This is a genomic window from Streptomyces bugieae, assembly GCF_036352915.1.
GTDB lineage: Bacteria > Actinomycetota > Actinomycetes > Streptomycetales > Streptomycetaceae > Streptomyces > Streptomyces endophytica.
Genome location: NZ_JAZBJP010000011.1, coordinates 74,118 through 90,793, shown reverse-complemented (window position 1 = coordinate 90,793; position 16,676 = coordinate 74,118). Strand labels below are relative to the sequence as shown.

15 protein-coding genes are annotated in these 16,676 nt (G+C 72.8%); 10 read left to right on the top strand and 5 right to left on the bottom strand.

The window, feature by feature from the left end; genetic code table 11:
- Window positions 1-77 precede the first annotated feature (77 nt).
- The gene (locus V2J85_RS19645) at window positions 78-758 is read left to right on the top strand and encodes a type III effector protein (RefSeq protein ID WP_330822335.1); all 681 of its coding nucleotides are present in this window, start codon (window positions 78-80) and stop codon (window positions 756-758) included.
- A gap of 317 nt (window positions 759-1,075) precedes the next feature.
- On the opposite strand, the gene V2J85_RS19640 is transcribed toward V2J85_RS19645, so the two are convergent.
- From V2J85_RS19640 to V2J85_RS19625, 4 genes are all read right to left on the bottom strand, one after another.
- Window positions 1,076-1,666: a DUF5994 family protein gene (locus V2J85_RS19640; protein WP_261954947.1), complete on the bottom strand. Its 591-nt coding sequence runs from the start codon at window positions 1,664-1,666 to the stop codon at window positions 1,076-1,078.
- Between the two features lie 290 nt (window positions 1,667-1,956).
- Window positions 1,957-2,379: a YjbQ family protein gene (locus V2J85_RS19635; protein ID WP_330822334.1), complete on the bottom strand. Its 423-nt coding sequence runs from the start codon at window positions 2,377-2,379 to the stop codon at window positions 1,957-1,959.
- Window positions 2,380-2,485: 106 nt separating this feature from the next.
- A complete protein-coding gene (locus V2J85_RS19630; protein ID WP_261954949.1) occupies window positions 2,486-2,758 on the bottom strand; it encodes a hypothetical protein in 273 nt (90 codons plus the stop codon).
- Window positions 2,759-2,868: 110 nt separating this feature from the next.
- Window positions 2,869-3,141, bottom strand: coding sequence for a hypothetical protein (locus tag V2J85_RS19625; protein WP_261954950.1), 273 nt, complete (start codon window positions 3,139-3,141; stop codon window positions 2,869-2,871).
- 1,108 nt (window positions 3,142-4,249) lie between these two features.
- Here V2J85_RS19625 and V2J85_RS19620 point away from each other — a divergent pair.
- The 3 genes from V2J85_RS19620 (at window position 4,250) to V2J85_RS19610 (ending at window position 7,780) form a co-directional block, all read left to right on the top strand.
- Window positions 4,250-4,906 carry a helix-turn-helix transcriptional regulator gene (locus tag V2J85_RS19620; RefSeq protein ID WP_261954951.1) on the top strand — a complete coding sequence of 219 codons (657 nt, stop codon included), beginning with the start codon at window positions 4,250-4,252 and terminating at the stop codon, window positions 4,904-4,906.
- Window positions 4,907-5,060: 154 nt separating this feature from the next.
- On the top strand, window positions 5,061-5,738 hold the full coding sequence (locus tag V2J85_RS19615; protein ID WP_330822333.1) for a Pvc16 family protein: 678 nt from the start codon (window positions 5,061-5,063) through the stop codon (window positions 5,736-5,738).
- Window positions 5,735-7,780: an ATP-binding protein gene (locus V2J85_RS19610; RefSeq protein ID WP_330822332.1), complete on the top strand. Its 2,046-nt coding sequence runs from the start codon at window positions 5,735-5,737 to the stop codon at window positions 7,778-7,780. The genes V2J85_RS19615 and V2J85_RS19610 overlap by 4 nt, the downstream gene beginning before the upstream one ends.
- 74 nt (window positions 7,781-7,854) lie before the next feature.
- Here the strand turns inward: V2J85_RS19610 and V2J85_RS19605 are convergent, their stop codons facing one another.
- A complete protein-coding gene (locus tag V2J85_RS19605; protein WP_330822331.1) occupies window positions 7,855-9,237 on the bottom strand; it encodes a COG1470 family protein in 1,383 nt (460 codons plus the stop codon).
- 647 nt (window positions 9,238-9,884) lie between these two features.
- Between V2J85_RS19605 and V2J85_RS19600 the strand changes: the two genes are divergently transcribed.
- The 6 genes from V2J85_RS19600 (at window position 9,885) to V2J85_RS19575 (ending at window position 16,653) form a co-directional block, all read left to right on the top strand.
- The gene (locus V2J85_RS19600) at window positions 9,885-11,480 is read left to right on the top strand and encodes a phage tail sheath subtilisin-like domain-containing protein (protein WP_330822330.1); all 1,596 of its coding nucleotides are present in this window, start codon (window positions 9,885-9,887) and stop codon (window positions 11,478-11,480) included.
- A gap of 74 nt (window positions 11,481-11,554) precedes the next feature.
- Window positions 11,555-11,998 carry a phage tail protein gene (locus tag V2J85_RS19595; RefSeq protein WP_261954956.1) on the top strand — a complete coding sequence of 148 codons (444 nt, stop codon included), beginning with the start codon at window positions 11,555-11,557 and terminating at the stop codon, window positions 11,996-11,998.
- A complete protein-coding gene (locus V2J85_RS19590; protein ID WP_261954957.1) occupies window positions 11,998-12,504 on the top strand; it encodes a hypothetical protein in 507 nt (168 codons plus the stop codon). The genes V2J85_RS19595 and V2J85_RS19590 overlap by 1 nt, the downstream gene beginning before the upstream one ends.
- Complete coding sequence (locus tag V2J85_RS19585) at window positions 12,501-12,659, top strand: DUF6760 family protein (RefSeq protein ID WP_261954958.1); 159 nt, start codon at window positions 12,501-12,503, stop codon at window positions 12,657-12,659. Before V2J85_RS19590 ends, V2J85_RS19585 begins: the two co-directional genes overlap by 4 nt.
- Before the next feature lie 2,766 nt (window positions 12,660-15,425).
- On the top strand, window positions 15,426-16,145 hold the full coding sequence (locus V2J85_RS19580; RefSeq protein ID WP_330822328.1) for a hypothetical protein: 720 nt from the start codon (window positions 15,426-15,428) through the stop codon (window positions 16,143-16,145).
- Window positions 16,146-16,230: 85 nt separating this feature from the next.
- The gene (locus V2J85_RS19575) at window positions 16,231-16,653 is read left to right on the top strand and encodes a phage tail protein (protein ID WP_261954960.1); all 423 of its coding nucleotides are present in this window, start codon (window positions 16,231-16,233) and stop codon (window positions 16,651-16,653) included.
- Window positions 16,654-16,676 lie beyond the last annotated feature (23 nt).

The following is a 16,676-nucleotide window of genomic DNA, read 5'->3' as shown; positions in this document are numbered from 1 at the left end:
CCATCGTTGTAACATGTCATCCAAGTGATGACAAGTGAGACGTCGTCCATCAGGCGACAGTACGTGCTGGAGACTCCATGACCGTCGACGATCAGCCCAGCCCCCGCGCCCGCGGCCTCACCCCCACGTCCTTCCTCTCCGCCGCAGCAGCGCTGAACACGATCCACGAAGCCCTGCACACCGCCCGGACATCGCACGACCGGGAGCGGTCCGAGCCCGGCCGGGCCAGCTCGGAGCACGCACTCGCCACACTCCTGCTGCTCCGCGAAGTGCGCGATCAGCTCGCCGAGTGGGAACCGGGCCTGATCGAAGCGGCGCGGGAGGCGGGCGCCAGCTGGGCGGACCTCGCCCACCCCCTCGGCGTCTCCAGCCGCCAGGCCGCCGAACGCCGCTACCTGCGTGTACGCCCCGGAAGCCCGGGATCCACCGGTGAGCAGCGGGTACAGGCCACCCGCGACCGCCGCGCCGCCGACCGCACCGTCACCACCTGGGCCCGCGCCAACGCAGCGGACCTGCGTCAGCTCGCCGGCCAGATCACCGCGCTCACCGACCTCCCCGCCGCCGCCCGGACCCCGCTCGCCGAGCTCGCCCACGCCCTCGCCGACAACGACGCGTCCGCCCTCGTCGGCCCCCTGACGGTCACGCACGCCTATCTGGCGTCCGACCACCCCGACCTCGCAGCGCGCGTCGATGACGTCGCCCGCCACACCGACCGACTCCGCCGACACAGCGGCGACCAGCGCCGGAACCGAGCGTGATCTCCGCGACTTCGGGATCTTCCCGCGCGACCCGTTCCAAGAGGCCGACACCGGACCGCGCGGACGGTCACCGCTGCGCCAACGCCTGAGGGGTCGACAGGCCCCTATCGGGAAGCGAACCTGCGCTCCAAGCTTGGGAATCAGGAGGCTTTCGCGTGCCTCATACCTGCCTGACCAGGGGAGACGTCTCGGCGGGAGTGGGGGTTCGCGGCGGAATCGCTGACCGCAAAGAGATCAGCCCCAGGCTGTTGGCCTGGGGCTTTCCTCCGGGGCGGGCTGCGGGATCGACGTCGCGCTCTCGCAGGCCGACACGTCGCTCAGACACAGTTCGTCACCTCCGGTGCCTGGGCAATGACTGCTTGGACGGGAGAACGTGAGGCCGGAAGGCCTGCTCCATGGCCGCCTTCGGAGTCCCAGACCGATAGCAGGGAGAGCTCTGTCTCCTCCGCGATCCGGCGTTCCTCCGCTGCGTTCATCAGGGCACTCGCGGTGAGGGTGCCCAGCGGATCGGCGGCCTCGATCATGAGCCGCGCGGCGGTGGCCGGGGCGGTCTCCGGAGGGATGACCAGCAGGTCCCAACGGCCGACGGTGTAGGAGAACAGCAGCAGCTTGTGGGGATCTTGCTCGGCCTTGAACCAGCCGACACCCACCACATGCCCGTCGACGGGCACCTTTCGTGGGATGACCGGCCAGAAGGTGGGGTTCACCGTGACGCGCGTGATCCGCCCCCACAGGGGGTCGAGGACGGCCGTCAGGGCGGGAAGTTCCACCGTGAGGTCACGGGAGCGGGGCCACCACGCACCGTCGAGCAGAGCCGGAGCGGTGCCGGCCGGCGCCAGCATGAGTCGGAGGGGGAGCGAAGCGGTCCGGTCCTCGACCGCAGGCGTGTACGGAATGGTCGTGGTCATGACGCGGACCCTGCCCCGGGCCCACCGTGTCCGGCCCGGTGTCGTGAATCGCCGAAAACGACACGAGCATGGGAGCTGGTGTACGGAGTGCCCTCGGTAGTTCCAGCTTACTCCCGGTAGGACCCTCCGGACCGAAGCGGAACGACGGGGTGAACGGCACGTGAGGCCTGAGGGCCGCCGGCCAGAGGATGTCGAAGAGGCAGCGCCTCCCGCGCGGGCAGCCGGACACTCTCGTGCGCCATCGGCTGCCAACGGGGGCCGTCAGTCGCACGACCGCGTGGGCCGTCCGGTCAGCTGAGGAAGGACAGCCTGACTGCGCGCTCGGAGCTGTCCCGGTCGGAGTTCACCAGTACGACGGACTGCGAGGGCCCCAGCTGCAGCTCGCCGTCCACTACGGGCAACGTGGCGTGTGGCGGGACCAGAGCCGGGAGCACGTGACCGCCGCCGCGGCCTGGACCGCCGTGGCGGTCCTGCCAACGACCGTCCGCGGGAAGGATGTCGCGAAGCGCCGCCAGCAGGTCGTCGTCACTGCCCGCGCCGGTCTCGATGACGGCCAGGCCGGACGTCGCGTGGGGGGTGAAGACATTCAGCAGCCCGTTTCGCCCGTGAGCGACCTCCCGGAGGAAGGCGGAGCATGCGTTCGTCAGGTCGTGCATGGTCTCAGTAGCGCCGGTTGCGAGGGTGACGGTGCGGGTGGTGAAGGTGCCAGCCATGGTTCACCGGTACCCATCGCGGAGGAACGGCCATAACGGCCGGATGGGTTGTTCCTCCGGGCCTCCGCCGGCGGTCGCACGGTTCGGACGCCGCCCGAGCAGGGCGTCAACCGTGCTTTTCTTCTTCGGCCTCCATGCGCCGGATGCCTTGGTGCGTCAGCGTGACCATGGCCGGCACATTGCCCGCGGCCCAGTCGACCGTGATCAGGTCCTCGCCCACCAGATACGTGCAGGCGGCAGCCAGGTCCTCTTCCGGGATCGCGAGATCTCGCGCCAGCTTGGTTCCGGTGACACCCAGAAGGCGGTTGCCTTCGGTGGCCTCGTACAGAGCCTGCATGATCTTCTCGCGGTACGCCTTCCGCTCGGTCAGTGATGCCATGACTGCCACCTCAGGGGAGAACTGTGGCGCGCGCATCGCGGCGGAGAAGTGCCGGATGCCCGGTCCGGGGGCCGGCACCGTCGCAGCCGCGTACCCGAGGCCCGGCTTCCTCAGACCTCGTCCGCATGCGGACGGTCACGCGCGGCCGACTCGCTGGTCGCCAGCCACGGCCGGGCCGCCGCGTCGGGCTCGGAGGTGTGCGTGGTGTCCACCGTGATGTGGAGCCGGGTCCCGCCGTCGTGGCCGGCCGGGTAGCTGCGCTGTTCGGTGGCGGGGAAACGGTGCCGGAGAACTTCTGCGACCCGGCGCGCGGCCTCGGGGGACGCGGCGACGATACGGACCTCGGCCATCCCTGCCGAAGGCATCGGTTCTGCAGGTCTCATGCTGGCCTCTCTGTCAAGCGTATGAGGTGGCCACGGGGTGAATGCTCACGCACCGCCGCCGGTCATGGAACGGTTGGAGTGTCCTCATCGCCCCGTCGTGCTGTCCGCGGCACGTTGCCGACGGGCGGGGAGATGAGCTGGCCAGGCCCACCGCCGGCCTTCCGGCTCCGGCAAGGAGCGCTCGAAATGTCCCGACCTGTTCACCGTACTCCGGGCGGCGGTCCACCGGCCCCATGCGAGACCAGGCGTTCGCGGAGGCGGGCGGTGCGCCTCCTGGGCACACCCGCCGCCGCTGACGACGACCGCGTGACGTGGTCCTGACACCCGGCGGGTCAGGAAGAGGCGGTACGAGGACCGCCCGGGCGTGGTCACCGACGGCACCCGAAGCGGAACCTGCGCAGGTCAGAGCCTCACCGCGGAAGCAGACACAGACGACCGGGCGACCCGACTCGTGGTAGCTCACCATGATCCGCTGGTACGGATGCGGTGCCTTGCTCGCGATCAGGACCGAGGCCTTTCCGGGCCTGTCGTGGCGCGTCTACCAGCGGACGCACGGTGGTCGGGAGGGCCGAGGGGGCAGGCGTGTCCATGCCCGAGAATGCCCGGGAAGGCGGGAGGAACGCCTCACCGGGTAGTGCGGGTGGAGAGCGGGGCAGTGCTGGCCGGCCGCGCGTGCGGGGGCGGCGTGCGGGGCTCAGGATCGGGGAGAAAGGACCCAGGCGGCGGGGAGCAGCTGCCGATGAGGGAGTGGTGCGCGGCGACGTACCTCCCGACGGCACGGCCCAGTTCTCCCATGCCCGGCGCCAGGTCCTCCCGCGCCCGGCCCAGGTTCTCCCGCGCCCGGCGCGGGATTACGTAGATGCCGCGCTACGTAGTTTCTGCCGACGCGACGGTTCCCTTCCCGGCGGCATGGTCGGTACCGCAGTCACGTAACGGCCCCGGACACGAGGGGCAGACACGATGACCACGGGGGCAGTGCTGCCAGGCATCCCAGGCATCCAGGCATCCAGGCATCCAGGCATCGCCGAACCCCCGGGTCTGCGACCGCGCACGCGTCCCACAGCGACAGTTCCGGCCGGGGACGCGCCAGTACACAAAGGGGGAACACTTGTTCAGCTCGCATCCGGCCGCCACAGTCTCCGTCCCTCCCACGAGCCGGGTGCGGGTAGCCGTCACAGCCCCCGATCCGATCAGCCAAGAGGGTGTCCTCAGCCAGCTGCGTCGGCACCCGGAGGTCGACCTGTGTGAGGACCTCGGCTCCGCGACGGTGGCCCTGCTGGTCGAGGACGTTCTCGACGAGACCGCGCTCGTCCGGCTGCGGCGGATGGTGCGCAGCGAGGGGGCGCGGGTGGTGCTCGTCGTGGGGACGATCCGGGAGAGCGAACTGCTGGACGTCATCGAGTGCGGCGCCGGAGCCATCGTCTGGCGCCGCGAGGCCACCGCACACCGGCTGGTGCAGGCGGTGCTGACCGCGGCCGAGGGCGGGGGCGATCTGCCCGCGGACCTGCTGGGCCGGCTCATCAGCCAGGTGGGGCAGCTGCACCGGGGCGGCGCCGACCGGACGGGGACCTTCCTGGGCCTCACTCCGCGCGAGGCGGACGTCATGCGGCTGGTGGCCGACGGCCTCGACACCACAGAGATCGCGACCAAGCTCTCCTACTCCGAACGCACCATCAAGAACGTCATGCATGGACTCACCACCCGCCTGCACCTGCGCAATCGTGCGCACGCGGTGGCGTACGCGGTCCGCGAGGGCTACATCTGACCGGACGGGCGACGGAGGGGCCCCTTCAGGCAAGAAGCGCTGCCCCGCCGTCGTCCCCACGGTGCGTGCACCCGGGACGGCGCAGGGAGCACGATCGATGACAGGGCGTCGAGGAGCCACCCTCGGCGGGTGGCGGCGGGCGGGAGCGCGGAAAGTGATGCATGAGGTGGACGAGGTCCTCAAAGAGGTCCTCGGCAGCGGGGCACTGGACGGCTCGGGTATCGAGGTGTCCTTCGACGTCCCCACCCGTGACTGGGCGGCCCGGCGCAACGCTCCGGTGATCAATGCCTACCTGTACGACATCCGGGAGGACGTGTCCCGGCGGCAGGGCGGTCGCGCGCCGGTGGTCGACGACCGGGACATCGTCGTCCGCCGCCGCCGGGCTCCGCGCTGGTTCCGGCTGTCCTACCTGGTGACGGCCTGGACGAAGACTCCGCAGGACGAACACCGGCTGTTGTCGGCGGTGCTGGCGACACTGCTGCCTCATGAGCTGCTCCCCCCTCAGCGGCTTCCGGGCGCGCTGGGGGTCCTCGGCCTGCCGGTGCCGGTGACGGTGGGCAGCGTCCCTGCGGAATCCCGTTCCCTCGCCGACATCTGGTCCGCGCTGGGCGGCGAACTCAAGCCTTCCCTGGACGTCGTGGTGACCGTGCCGTTCCCGGCGTACCCGGAATACGACGCGGGGCCCCCGGTCACGGAGGGCGCGGTGGTCCGGGTACGCGATGTGGACGGCGACTCCCTCCGGTCGGCGGAACGCGCCCACCGGCCCCGTCACGTGGCGGCGGCCCGCGCCGCGCGCGAGCAGAAGTCGGCCCACCGCACGGAGCAGCCATGACCACCTCGTCCCCGGACAGCACCACAGCCACGGCCGCCCGGCCCCGGGACCCCGGGGCCGCGGGCCCGGCCGGCGCCCTCCTCGACCGGCTGGCCGGACTGCGGCAGACGGTGACCGCCCTGGTCGAGCACCGGTCCGTCGACGACCCCACCGCGAACGACCCGTTGCGCGGCCTGTACGTGTCCGAGGAAGCCGTGCGCCGTTTGCTGCGCACCCGGCCGCACCCGGTACCGGACGCGGCCGGGCGGCCGGCCGGGCCGACGGGGTGGCCGCAGGACACCGACGACCGGCTGGCCCGGACGGCCGGCCGGCTGCGGCTGACCGAACTCGATACCGCCGTGGTGCTCATCGCCCTCGCCCCCGACCTCGACCGCGCCTTCGAACCGCTCTACGGCTACCTCAACGACGACGTGAGCCGCCGCCGCGCCACCGTGGGACTCGCCCTCGACCTGTGCGGGGTGCCCGCGCATCTGCCGGAGGCCCGCGCCCGCTTCCACCTCTCGGCGCCGCTGCGCGCCCTCGGTCTGCTGACCGTCGAGGAGGCCGACCGCCCGCTCCTCACCCGTTCGTTGTGCGTGCCCGATCGCCTCACCGCCCACTTGCTGGGCGACGACACCCCGGATGCCGCGCTCCTCGGCCAGCTGCTGCCGATGCCGGACGCGCTGCCCACCGCGGAGCACGACGAGGCCTTCGTCCAACGGCTGGCCACCCGGCTCGGCGAGGGACCGTTCACCGCCTACCTACGGGAACACCGCGAGGGCGACGCCCTGCCCGCCCTCGCGTCCGCTCTGCACACGGCGGGCGTCGACGCACTGCGCTTCTCCGGTTCCGCGGACCACGTCCCCGAGCTGCTGCGGGAGGCCCGGCTGAGCGGCCGGGCGGTCGTGGTGTGCGGTCTGCCCGAGCAACCGGGCCCGATGGTGGGTGAGTTGACGAGGGCGACGGACGTGACGGTGCTGCTGGCCGATCCTCGTCCCTACGATCCGCAGTGGTCCGCGCACGACCCGCTGGTGCTGCAGGCGCCCCGGCATCCGGCAGGGGGTGCGGCCGCCTGGCGGACCGCGCTGGGGCCGGCCGCCGACGGCTTCGACGTGGCCGGCACCGTGGCCCCGTACCACCTCGGTGGTGAGCGCATCCGGCGCGCCGCCCGGGCCGCCGCGGCGCTCGCCGCCTTCGACGGGACCCCGCTCACCGCCGCCCACGTCCGGCTCGCCGCCCGGCAGCAGTCGGCCTCGGGCCTCGAACGGCATGCCCGCCGGATCCGGCCCGCGGTGGACTGGCGGGACCTGGTCCTGCCCGACGGGCCTCTCACCCAGCTACGCGAACTCGCCCTGCGCGCCCGCCACCGCGACCGGGTCCTCGGCGACTGGCGGCTCAGTGCCGGTGGCGGCCGCGGCCGCGGAGTCCTCGGACTGTTCGCGGGAGAGTCCGGCACCGGCAAGACGCTGTCCGCGGAGGTACTCGCCGCCGATCTGGGCGTCGATCTGTACGTGGTCCAGCTGTCCTCGATCGTGGACAAGTACGTCGGCGAGACCGAGAAGAACCTGGAACGGATCTTCACGGAGGCCGACCGCACGGACGCGGTGCTCCTCTTCGACGAAGCCGACGCCGTTTTCGGCAAGCGCTCGGAGGTCAAGGACTCGCACGACCGGTACGCCAACATGGAGAGTGCGTACCTGCTGCAGCGCCTGGAGTCCTTCGACGGCATCGCGCTGCTGACCACCAACCTGCGGGCCAACATCGACGACGCCTTCACCCGCCGTCTCGACCTGGTGGTCGACTTCCCCTTCCCGGACGCCGGACAGCGTCTGGCCCTGTGGCGGCACGGCCTGTCGCACGTGCCCCGCGCCGAGGACATCGACGTCGACGCCCTCGCCCGGGACTTCGAGCTGGCCGGCGGTGCGATCCGCAGTGCGGTGGTCACCGCCGCCTACCTCGCGGCCGGCCGGGACCGGTCGGTCGGGGCGAGCGACCTGTGGGAGGGCGCCCGCCGCGAGTACCGCAAGGCGGGCCGGCTGGTCCCGGGCGAAGCGAACTGGTGACGGCGGGCGCCGTCGCCCTACCTGCCATGTTCCGCCCCGCGTACCGGCATCCGCCCCGGCACGCGGCGGCTCGGTCACACGGTGAAACGGACCGCCTCCATCTGGAGGTTCAGCTCCATCGGGCTTCCGCCGTACTTCCACCCGCCGGGGTCGGTGCACGTCTGGCCCATCCACTGCCGGTCCTTGACATAGGCGTCCTGGCACACCGAGCCGTCGAAGACCTTGAAGGTCATCCCCTCCATGGGAGGGTCCGCCTCCTTGTCGCTGCCGATGACCATGTCCTGCTCGTCGACCGCCGACGCCCACTCGTCGCCCTTCCGCCAGCCCGCGCCGACATAGGCGCTGGCGCCGGTGACGCCCTTGGTGCCGGACACGGCGATGTTGACGGCCTTGATGGGCGTGCCACTGCCCACCGCCCCGGCCTCGGCCCCGTCGCACACCGGGTCCTGCCAGCCGCCGTCCGCGACGTAGACGCGGTAGCAGATATGGCGGCCCTGGCTGCCGGCGGCGAACTCACGCACCGCGGTGGCCGCGGTCCGCTCCTGGGGCTTCTCGGGCTGCTCTTCGCCACCGCCGCCATCGCCGCCCCCCGAGTCGTCGGGCTTGGCGGCGTCGGTCGGCTTCGTGTCGGGTTGGGGAGGCGCGCTGCTGATCGGTGCGGACGGTTTGGTCGGCGCGATGTTGTGGGCCGCCAGGGGCTTTTCCCGCGCCGCACTCTTCACCTGCGGCTGGAACGTCAGCCAGATGGTGACGAATGCGATGGTCAGCGCGAGGAGGAGACCGAAGCTGGTGGCCAGCCAGCCGGGCAGGACCCCGCGCTGCACATAGGTTCCGTCCACCTTCATCGGATCGGTGCCGGAACGTCGCACGGTCAGCGCATACGGCTGCTCCTGCTTGGAACCGAACCAGGTGATCTGCCGCGGCCGCAGTGTCGCCTTCACGAACGCGGCCCGGCCCGGCTCGATCTGGACGTTGGCCGGCTGGAGGTCGTACGACAACCGGTCGCCGGTGTCACTGCCGCTGAGCGAGGCGGTGACCTTGGTGTTGCCGAGGTTGTCCACGGCGAGTTGTGGCCGCCCCCGGAACCGCCCCTTCACCGTCGGCGGCACCAGCTCGGCGCGTATCTCGGTGAAGGGGGTGATGGTGAGGTTGCCCTCGGGGACGGCGGGCGCGTCGGGATGTTCGGTCGGGGTGATCCGTACGGCATACGGATTCGGGCCGGCGGTCGCGTCCGGCGTACGCGGCGGCGCGAACGTCAGCTCCACCGTGCCGGTCGTCCCCGGATAGAGCCGCAGCGTTTGCGGCTCCACCGTGGTCCAGGGGGCGAGGGCACCGACCGGTTCGAAGCGGTACTCGTCGACGATGTCACCGGTGTTGCGCACCTTCAGCCGCACGGTGGTGCTGCTGCCGGGGTCGACGGTCGCGGAGGCAGGTTCCAAGGAAGTCCAAAGGCTCACGCCTCGACGCTAGGAGGGGAGGCGGGTTCCGTCAGGAGGCTGCCGGGCAGAGCTGGTTGCCCTGATGGGCGGCGGCGATGTCCTCCGGTCCTGACGGGTCGAAGGACCTTCATTCTGCCGACGACCTCATCCTTGGTCTTCTCATCCGCTTGCCGGGCCTGCTTCGGTTCCTTGTCCAGTTTTTTGCACTGTTTCGGTAGCGCCGCCGGTGCGATGCCGAACCATGTGGCGATGGCCGACTTGCTGGTTTGCCGCGTGGGGCAGAGGCACCCCGGCCCTGGCCGGATGTATGCGTGCGCCAGCCGGACTGACCCCCGAGGCTTACCCGGCCCGTTCCGGCCGTCAGCTCGTGGACCGATCCCGCTTCGGCGTCCGCCCCTCTCACGGCCAAGAGGCGACCAGCACCGGGCCGGGCCGCTTCCGTCCCGCCGTTGTACCCGCCCGCACCCGGGGCCGGCAGGGCCGCGAGGGCAGCCTCGCGGGCAATGAGCCGGGCGGGAACGGCGGGCGCCCGGAGCCGGTCCACGGCGAAGTGCCCTTGAGGGCAGCGACGTTGCCCGGTCACCGGCCCACGGGGCCGTTACGGCGGCGCGGCGCGCACGCCAGGGTGAGGAGTGTCCCGTCTCGTACCCGGAGGAGAGCACAGCATGCCGTCCTACCTGTCGCCCGGCGTCTACGTCGAGGAGGTGGCCAGTGGTTCGCGCCCGATCGAGGGGGTGGGCACCTCCGTGGCGGCCTTCGTCGGGCTCGCGCCGACCGGGCCGCTGAACGAGCCCACGCTGGTGACGAACTGGAGTCAGTACGTCTCCTCCTTCGGCGACTTCACCGACGGGTACTACCTCGCCCACTCCGTCTACGGCTTCTTCAACAACGGCGGTTCCGCCGCGTACGTGGTGCGGGTCGGCGGTTCCGCCGAGGGCAGCACCGGTGCGGGCCCGGCCCCCGCCGAGGTGTCCGGCCCGGTCCCGCCGGTGGCTCTGCCCGCCGCCGAGCCGAAGCAGCTCGGCACGTTCGCCGTGGCGGCCACGGCACCGGGCGCCGCCGGCCCCCTGACCGTGGAGGTCGCCGACCCCGAGGGCGAGGGCCCGGCAGAACGTTTCAAGCTGATCGTCAAGGACGGTGACAAGCCGGTCGAGACGTTCGACGTCACCGCCAAGAAGAGCTCCCGGTCCTACGTCGTCACTCAGGTCAAGGAGCGCTCCAAGCTCATCAGCGTGACGGAGGCGGCGCCGGCGGCACAGCTCGCCCGACCGGAGAACCAGACCGTCACCCTGGCCACGCCGTCGGCCCCGGCCCCCGCACCCGCGCCGGCGGAGCGGGACCAGGCCGCGCACCCCGGCCCGGCCCAGTACCTCGGCGACTCCGCGGACCGCACCGGCTTCGGCGGCCTGGAGGCCATCGACGAGATATCCATGGTGGCCGTGCCCGACCTCATGGCCGCCTACCAGCAGGGCACGCTCGATCTGGAGGCCGTCAAGGCCGTGCAGCTCGGGCTCATCGCCCACTGCGAGCTGATGGGCGACCGGGTCGCGGTCGTCGACCCGCCGCCCGGTCTGAATGCCCGTCAGATACGGGTGTGGCGCCAGGAGACGGCGGGCTACGACTCCAAGTACGCGGCCCTTTATTACCCCTGGCTGAAGTCCTTCGACCCGGCGACGGGCCAGGCCCGCATGGTCCCGCCCAGCGGCCACGTCGCCGGCATCTGGGCCCGCAACGACTCCGAGCGCGGCGTGCACAAGGCCCCCGCCAACGAGGTCGTACGCGGCGCCGTCGATCTGGAGCTGCAGATCACCCGCGGCGAGCAGGACCTGCTCAACCCCATCGGCGTCAACTGCATCCGCGCCTTCCCCGGCCGGGGCGTCCGCGTCTGGGGAGCCCGCACCCTCTCCTCCGACCCCGAGTGGCGCTACCTCAACATCCGCCGGTACTTCAACTACCTGGAGGAGTCGATCCTGATCGGCACCCAATGGGTGGTGTTCGAGCCGAACGACCACGCGCTGTGGGCCCGCATCCGGCGCAACGTCTCGGCGTTCCTGGTCAACGAGTGGCGCAGCGGCGCACTCTTCGGCCAGCGGCCCGAGGAGGCCTACTACGTCAAGTGCGACGAGGAGACCAACCCGCCGGAGTCGGTCGACCTCGGCCGGGTCGTGTGCGAAATCGGCATCGCGCCGGTCAAGCCGGCGGAGTTCGTGATCTTCCGGTTGTCCCAGTTCTCCAGTGGCAACGGGGAGTTGGAGGAGTAGCCCCGAAGGAGCGGGCCGCCCACGCCCCAGCCCCCGTACGTCACCGTCAAGAAGCCTAGAAGGACAGCGAACACATGAGTCTCATGCAGGGCGACTCCCTCACCGCACACAATTTCGGTCTGCAGATCGACGGTGTGATGGTCGAGTACCTCGCGGAGGTCAGCGGTCTCACCATCGAACAGGACGTCATCGTCAGCCCGCAGAACACCGCGCAGGGCAAGATCGACATCAACATTCTGCCGGGCGTGCAGAAGAACGGGCAGTGCACCGTGGTGCGCGGCATGACCCAGTCGAACTCGTTCACGCAGTGGATCAACGACTCGATCAACGGCCGGATGAGCACGGCCCGCAAGAACGCCACGATCATCCTCATGGACTACGAGGACAATCCGGTGAAGCGGTACAACCTGCGCAACGCCTGGTGCAGCAAGATCGACGCCAGCAGCCTGAAGGCCGGCGAGGCCGCCGTGCTCACCGAGACCGTGACCATCGTCTTCGAAGAACTGGTCATCGAGTAATGCGGCGCACGGCTACCGGTACGCCCGGCGCGGGCACCGCCGTCGCGGCGCCACCGGCCTCCCCGGCCGCGGGGGCAGGCGTGGAGCTCCCCGCTCCCGCTTCCCCCGCCGCTCCGGCCGACCCGGCACCCCGCGACCTGCGCACCGAGTTCCCCTTCCAACTGCCGCGGGGCTACGTCGACGAGTCGGGCACCGTGCACCGGGACGGCGTGATGCGCCTGTCGACGGCACGGGACGAACTGGTCCCGCTGCGCGACGTCCGTGTCCAGGAGAATCCGGCGTACCTGTCGGTGGTGCTGCTCGGCCGGGTCATCACCCGCCTGGGCACGCTGTCGATGGTGCACGACGGGATCGTGGAGAGCATGTTCGCCTCCGACCTCGCCTTCCTCCAGGACTTCTACCGCCAGATCAACGCCGAGGGACACACCCGCGCCGCGGTGCAGTGCCCGCACTGTTCCGAGCCGTTCGAGGTGGAACTCGGCGGGAGCCGCCTGGGGGAATCGTGACGTACGCGACCGACCGACTGCACGAGGAGATCGCGTACGTCGCCTACCACTTCCACTGGGACCTGGAGACGATCCTGGACCTGGAACACCACGACCGCCGCGGGTACGCGGGCCGGATCGCGTCCTTCGTGACGCGCGCCGGGGCGGAGGGCTGAGCCGTGGGGTTCTTGGACCGGCTGCGGGGCCGAGGCGGTCGTGGTCACGGTGGAGAGCCGGATACTCGTCTCCGCACTGAGGCCGGTGACAACCGGGGCGGCGGCGACCGCCCCGCCCCGGAACCGCCGACGAGCGATGCGGTGGCCGACGGCGCGACATCGGCGACCGCCTGGAGCGGGCTGCCGCCCCTCCAGCGGTCCGTGACCGACGGCCGGGCCGGGGTCGCGGACGCCGGTTTCGGCAAGCGGCTGCCGACGTGGCAGAACCCCTCGTTCACGAGGGCACAGTTGCGGATCGGAGTCCTGGACACCGCTGCCGGCAGCCTGCTTCAGGGGGCGATGACCGACCCGGCCCGACCGGTGACGGGGCTGGAACGGCCGTCGGACGCGCTGTCCTGGCCGACCGCATCACCGGAGCCGACGGTGCAGCGGGCGCCCGCGGCGCCGCTGCGGGCCCTGCCACCGGCGATGCCGACGCCGGACCCGGCCGGGGGGATACGGGCACCGTTCGGAAGAGGAACGTCCTCGGGAGGGGACGGGCGCCGGGCGCCGGTGGGTGGTGCGGCGGCGTCCGCTTCCCCTGCCGGGCCGGCCAGGCCTGCCGCTCCTGCCGCTCCTGCCGCTCCTGCCGCGCAGGCTCCGCGGGCTCGGCCCGCTGCGGGTGGTCGTCGTGCCGCGCCCGCTGCCACGGCCCGGTCCGCCCTGGCGGCCTCGCCCCCGGCGGCCTCGACCCCGGCGGCTTCGTCTTCCTCAAGTGGCCCGGGCGCCGCGGGCGTTCAGAGGTATCCAGGGGCGTCGACGCCGGCGCCGACGGCGTCGGGCGGGGCAACCGCCCCGGTGACGCCGATGACGCGGGAGCATCCGCCGGTTCCCCAGGTCCGGCGGATGCCCCCTGCGGAGCCGTCGGCACCGACGGATCAGCCTGCGGCGTCCGCGTCTCCGGCGCCTCGGGACCCGCACGCGTCCGCCCCGTTCCCCGCACGAGGTGTCCGCGTGGCGCCCACCGCGCCCACCTCGTCCCGGCTGCGGCCCCTGACCAAGGCGCCGGCCGGGTCGGGCACCGTGCAGCGGAGGGTTCTGCCGGTGGCGCAGCAAGAGCCTTCCGTGCCCGCGGGAAATACGGCAACGACTACGGCAGGCCCCGGTACGGGGGCGCGCACCACGAGGGCCGTGCGGGAACCGAGCGGTGTCTTGGGCGAGCCCGGAGCGGTCTCGCCGGCCGAGGGTGACCGAGGCGAAGCGGGCACGGCTGCCTCGCGCGGCCCGCTCGACCGCCCCGCGCCCGCGCCCGCGCCCGCGTCGAAGAACGTGGGCGCCGGTCCGTCCCCCTCCGGATCCGGCGCAGCGCCGACCGCGCCTGGGCGGGCAGTGGCCGGCCCCCCGGTGCAGCGCGCGGCTGTCCGTCGCGACCGCACACCGGAAGGCCCCGGCACCGACGCGGCGTCCGGCCCCCGTGGCGCGGCCGCCGCCCCTCACGGGGCCGCTGCCCCAGGTGGCGAAGTGCGCGACACGAGCGACGACATGGCAGGATCCCGGCCCCCGGCCCGTGCACCGCGCGGTGATCGCGGCACGGCGATCTCCGGCCCGGTTCGCGTACCGCCGGCCCCGGTCCGGCAACGCAACGCCGCGGCGTCCGGCGAAGCGGTCGGCCCGAGCGAAGCGGTCGGACCGAACGGAGTGGTCGGCCCCAGCGGAGCGGTCGGCCCGAGCGAAGCAGTCCGCCCGAACGGAGCGGTCGCCCCGAACGAAGTGGTCGCCCCGAACGGAGCGGTCGGCTCGAACGGGGAGATGGCCGACGACCGGCGGCCGGCCGTCGGCTCCGGCCGACCGGCGACATCGCAGGGCCCGTCGGCCGGCCGTGCCACCACGACGCCGGGCGGACCGGCGGCCGGTGCGCCGACAGGGACGGCGGAGGGTGCGGGCAACGACGCGGCACCCGTCCAGCGAGCCGCCGGCACCCCGGCCGGTCCGCCGCGCGCGCTGCCCCCAGTCCGGGACGCCGCGCCGCGGCCGGTGACCACCTCCGGCAACGCACCGGCTGCTCACCCGAGTGCCGTCGCAGGGACGGCCGAGGACGCCGGCCGGGTGGCCGTGTCTGCCTCGGGCGCGTCGGAAGCAGCGGTTCCTGTTCAGCGGTCGCTCCCGGCTGCCAACGGCCGCGTACTCGGTGTGCCTTCGGCGACCGGCTCGTCCGTACCGCACGCGGCCCCGGGCAACTCCCCGGCTCATCCGGTGAAGTCCCCACCCCCCGCCGGGAGTCCTGCCGCCGGGAGTTCCCCCGCCGGGAGTTCCCCTGCCGGGAGTTCCCCTGCCGGCAGTCCGCCGGCGTCCGCCACGTCCCGTGCCAGGCCGAACCCGAACCCGAATCCGCCCCCGAACCCGAATCCGAACCCGAACCCCGCCCGCTCCGCACCCGGCCGATCGGTGCAGCGCAGCGTCAGGCGTGAGGCCCCCAGGACGGGCCTCGGCGCCCCGGTCGCCTCGGTGCCCGCGCCGCCGACCGCCGCGTCCCGGGACTCCGCGCCCCATGCCGTGGTTCCCGCACGCCCACACCCCGCCTCGGCCCTGCCGGACGGTGCGCCGAGCGCGCCCCGGAGTTCCGGGCAGCCCGTCTCCCCGCCCCCGGCGGGTACCACCCCGGTGCGCCCCGCCGCGCCGCACGGTCCCGGCGCCGCCCCGCGCTCCGCGTCGTCGGCGCCCCTGGTCCAGCGTGCGCCGGCAGCCACCGCACGGCGCCGCTCCCCACTGGGGGCGCCGGTCACCAGCGTGCCCGCGGACGCCACGCCGCTCGCCGGATTCCCGGCACGGGAGGCCGGCACGCCCGCTCCGGGTCCCGTTCCCGCGCCTCCGGCCGTGGGGCTTCCGGCGGCTCCGCGCCCGCCGGCGCGCACCGCCACCGGCCCTCCCCTCGCCGGCGTCCAGCGCAGCACCGCGCCCCATGAGGGCGCACCGCTGCACCGTCCCGCCCCGCACACCGCCACCACCGCCCCCCGGCCGCTCCCCGTGGCCCCTCTCACCCCTCCCCCGGTACCGCCGCCCCCGCTCCGGCCCGCCCCCGGGACCGCCGCCGCCCCGGCCTCCCCTCCCCCCGTCACCGTCCAGCGCACCCAGGGCTCGGCCATCGGTGCGCTCGCCGCCGGGGCCGCGGCCACGGTGGCCGACACACTGCCCCGGTTCCGGCCTCCGCACCGGCCGCCCGCCGGCGACCCACCCCCTGCCTACAGCCCACCCAATGCCTACAACCCGCCCGCTCCCGACGACCCACCACCTGCCTACGCCCCGCCCACGCAGGCACGGCTTCCGGGGCAACAGCCCCCGCCCTCCTACGCGGAGGTACCCGCCGGCGGATTCGACCCGCGCGCACTCACCGACTTCCAGCTCGACGAGCTGGTGCACCGGATCATCGGCCGCATCACCCGGCTGATCCGCACCGAACTGCGGCTGGACCGCGAGCGGATCGGCAGGCTCCGCGACCCCCGCCAGTGACCGGCCGACGGCCTCCCGCCGCACCGGCCGCCCCACGCCGTACCTCTGACAGCACACCGCACCTCTGACAGAAAGGCCCTTCGCGATGTCCCGCCAGGACCCGGGCTCCTCCCTCTGGTTCACCCTCTCCATCGACGGCGAGAGCCTGGGTTACTTCAACGGGTGCGACGGGCTGTCGTCGCAGGTGGAGACGGAGCAGCGGCAGGAGGGCGGCAACAACGGCTTCGTCTGGCAGCTGCCGACCCGCGTCACCTTCTCCACCATCCGGCTGACCCGCCCCCTCACCCCGGACACCACGAAGGTCGCCAAGTGGATCTCCTCCGTCCAGACGGGCATCGAGCGGCCCACCGCCCAGATAACGGCGCTGCGCGCGGACGGCTCGGAGGTCGCGCGCTGGGGGCTGATCGACGTGCTGCCCGTCAGCTGGCAGGGCCCCGCCCTCGACCCGGCGTCCCCGACCGTCGCCACGGAGGTCCTGGAGATCGCCCACCACGGCTTCACCGACTGAAGACCACCGATCGAGGAGCGGGA

Excerpts from the sequence above, each read along its gene's own strand:
- V2J85_RS19645 (WP_330822335.1), top strand. The coding sequence starts at position 78 with ATGACCGTCGACGATCAGCCCAGCCCCCGCGCCCGCGGCCTCACCCCC.
- V2J85_RS19640 (WP_261954947.1), bottom strand. The coding sequence starts at position 1,666 with ATGACCACGACCATTCCGTACACGCCTGCGGTCGAGGACCGGACCGCT.
- V2J85_RS19635 (WP_330822334.1), bottom strand. The coding sequence starts at position 2,379 with ATGGCTGGCACCTTCACCACCCGCACCGTCACCCTCGCAACCGGCGCT.
- V2J85_RS19630 (WP_261954949.1), bottom strand. The coding sequence starts at position 2,758 with ATGGCATCACTGACCGAGCGGAAGGCGTACCGCGAGAAGATCATGCAG.
- V2J85_RS19625 (WP_261954950.1), bottom strand. The coding sequence starts at position 3,141 with ATGAGACCTGCAGAACCGATGCCTTCGGCAGGGATGGCCGAGGTCCGT.
- V2J85_RS19610 (WP_330822332.1), top strand. The coding sequence starts at position 5,735 with ATGACCACCTCGTCCCCGGACAGCACCACAGCCACGGCCGCCCGGCCC.
- V2J85_RS19600 (WP_330822330.1), top strand. The coding sequence starts at position 9,885 with ATGCCGTCCTACCTGTCGCCCGGCGTCTACGTCGAGGAGGTGGCCAGT.
- V2J85_RS19595 (WP_261954956.1), top strand. The coding sequence starts at position 11,555 with ATGAGTCTCATGCAGGGCGACTCCCTCACCGCACACAATTTCGGTCTG.
- V2J85_RS19590 (WP_261954957.1), top strand. The coding sequence starts at position 11,998 with ATGCGGCGCACGGCTACCGGTACGCCCGGCGCGGGCACCGCCGTCGCG.
- V2J85_RS19575 (WP_261954960.1), top strand. The coding sequence starts at position 16,231 with ATGTCCCGCCAGGACCCGGGCTCCTCCCTCTGGTTCACCCTCTCCATC.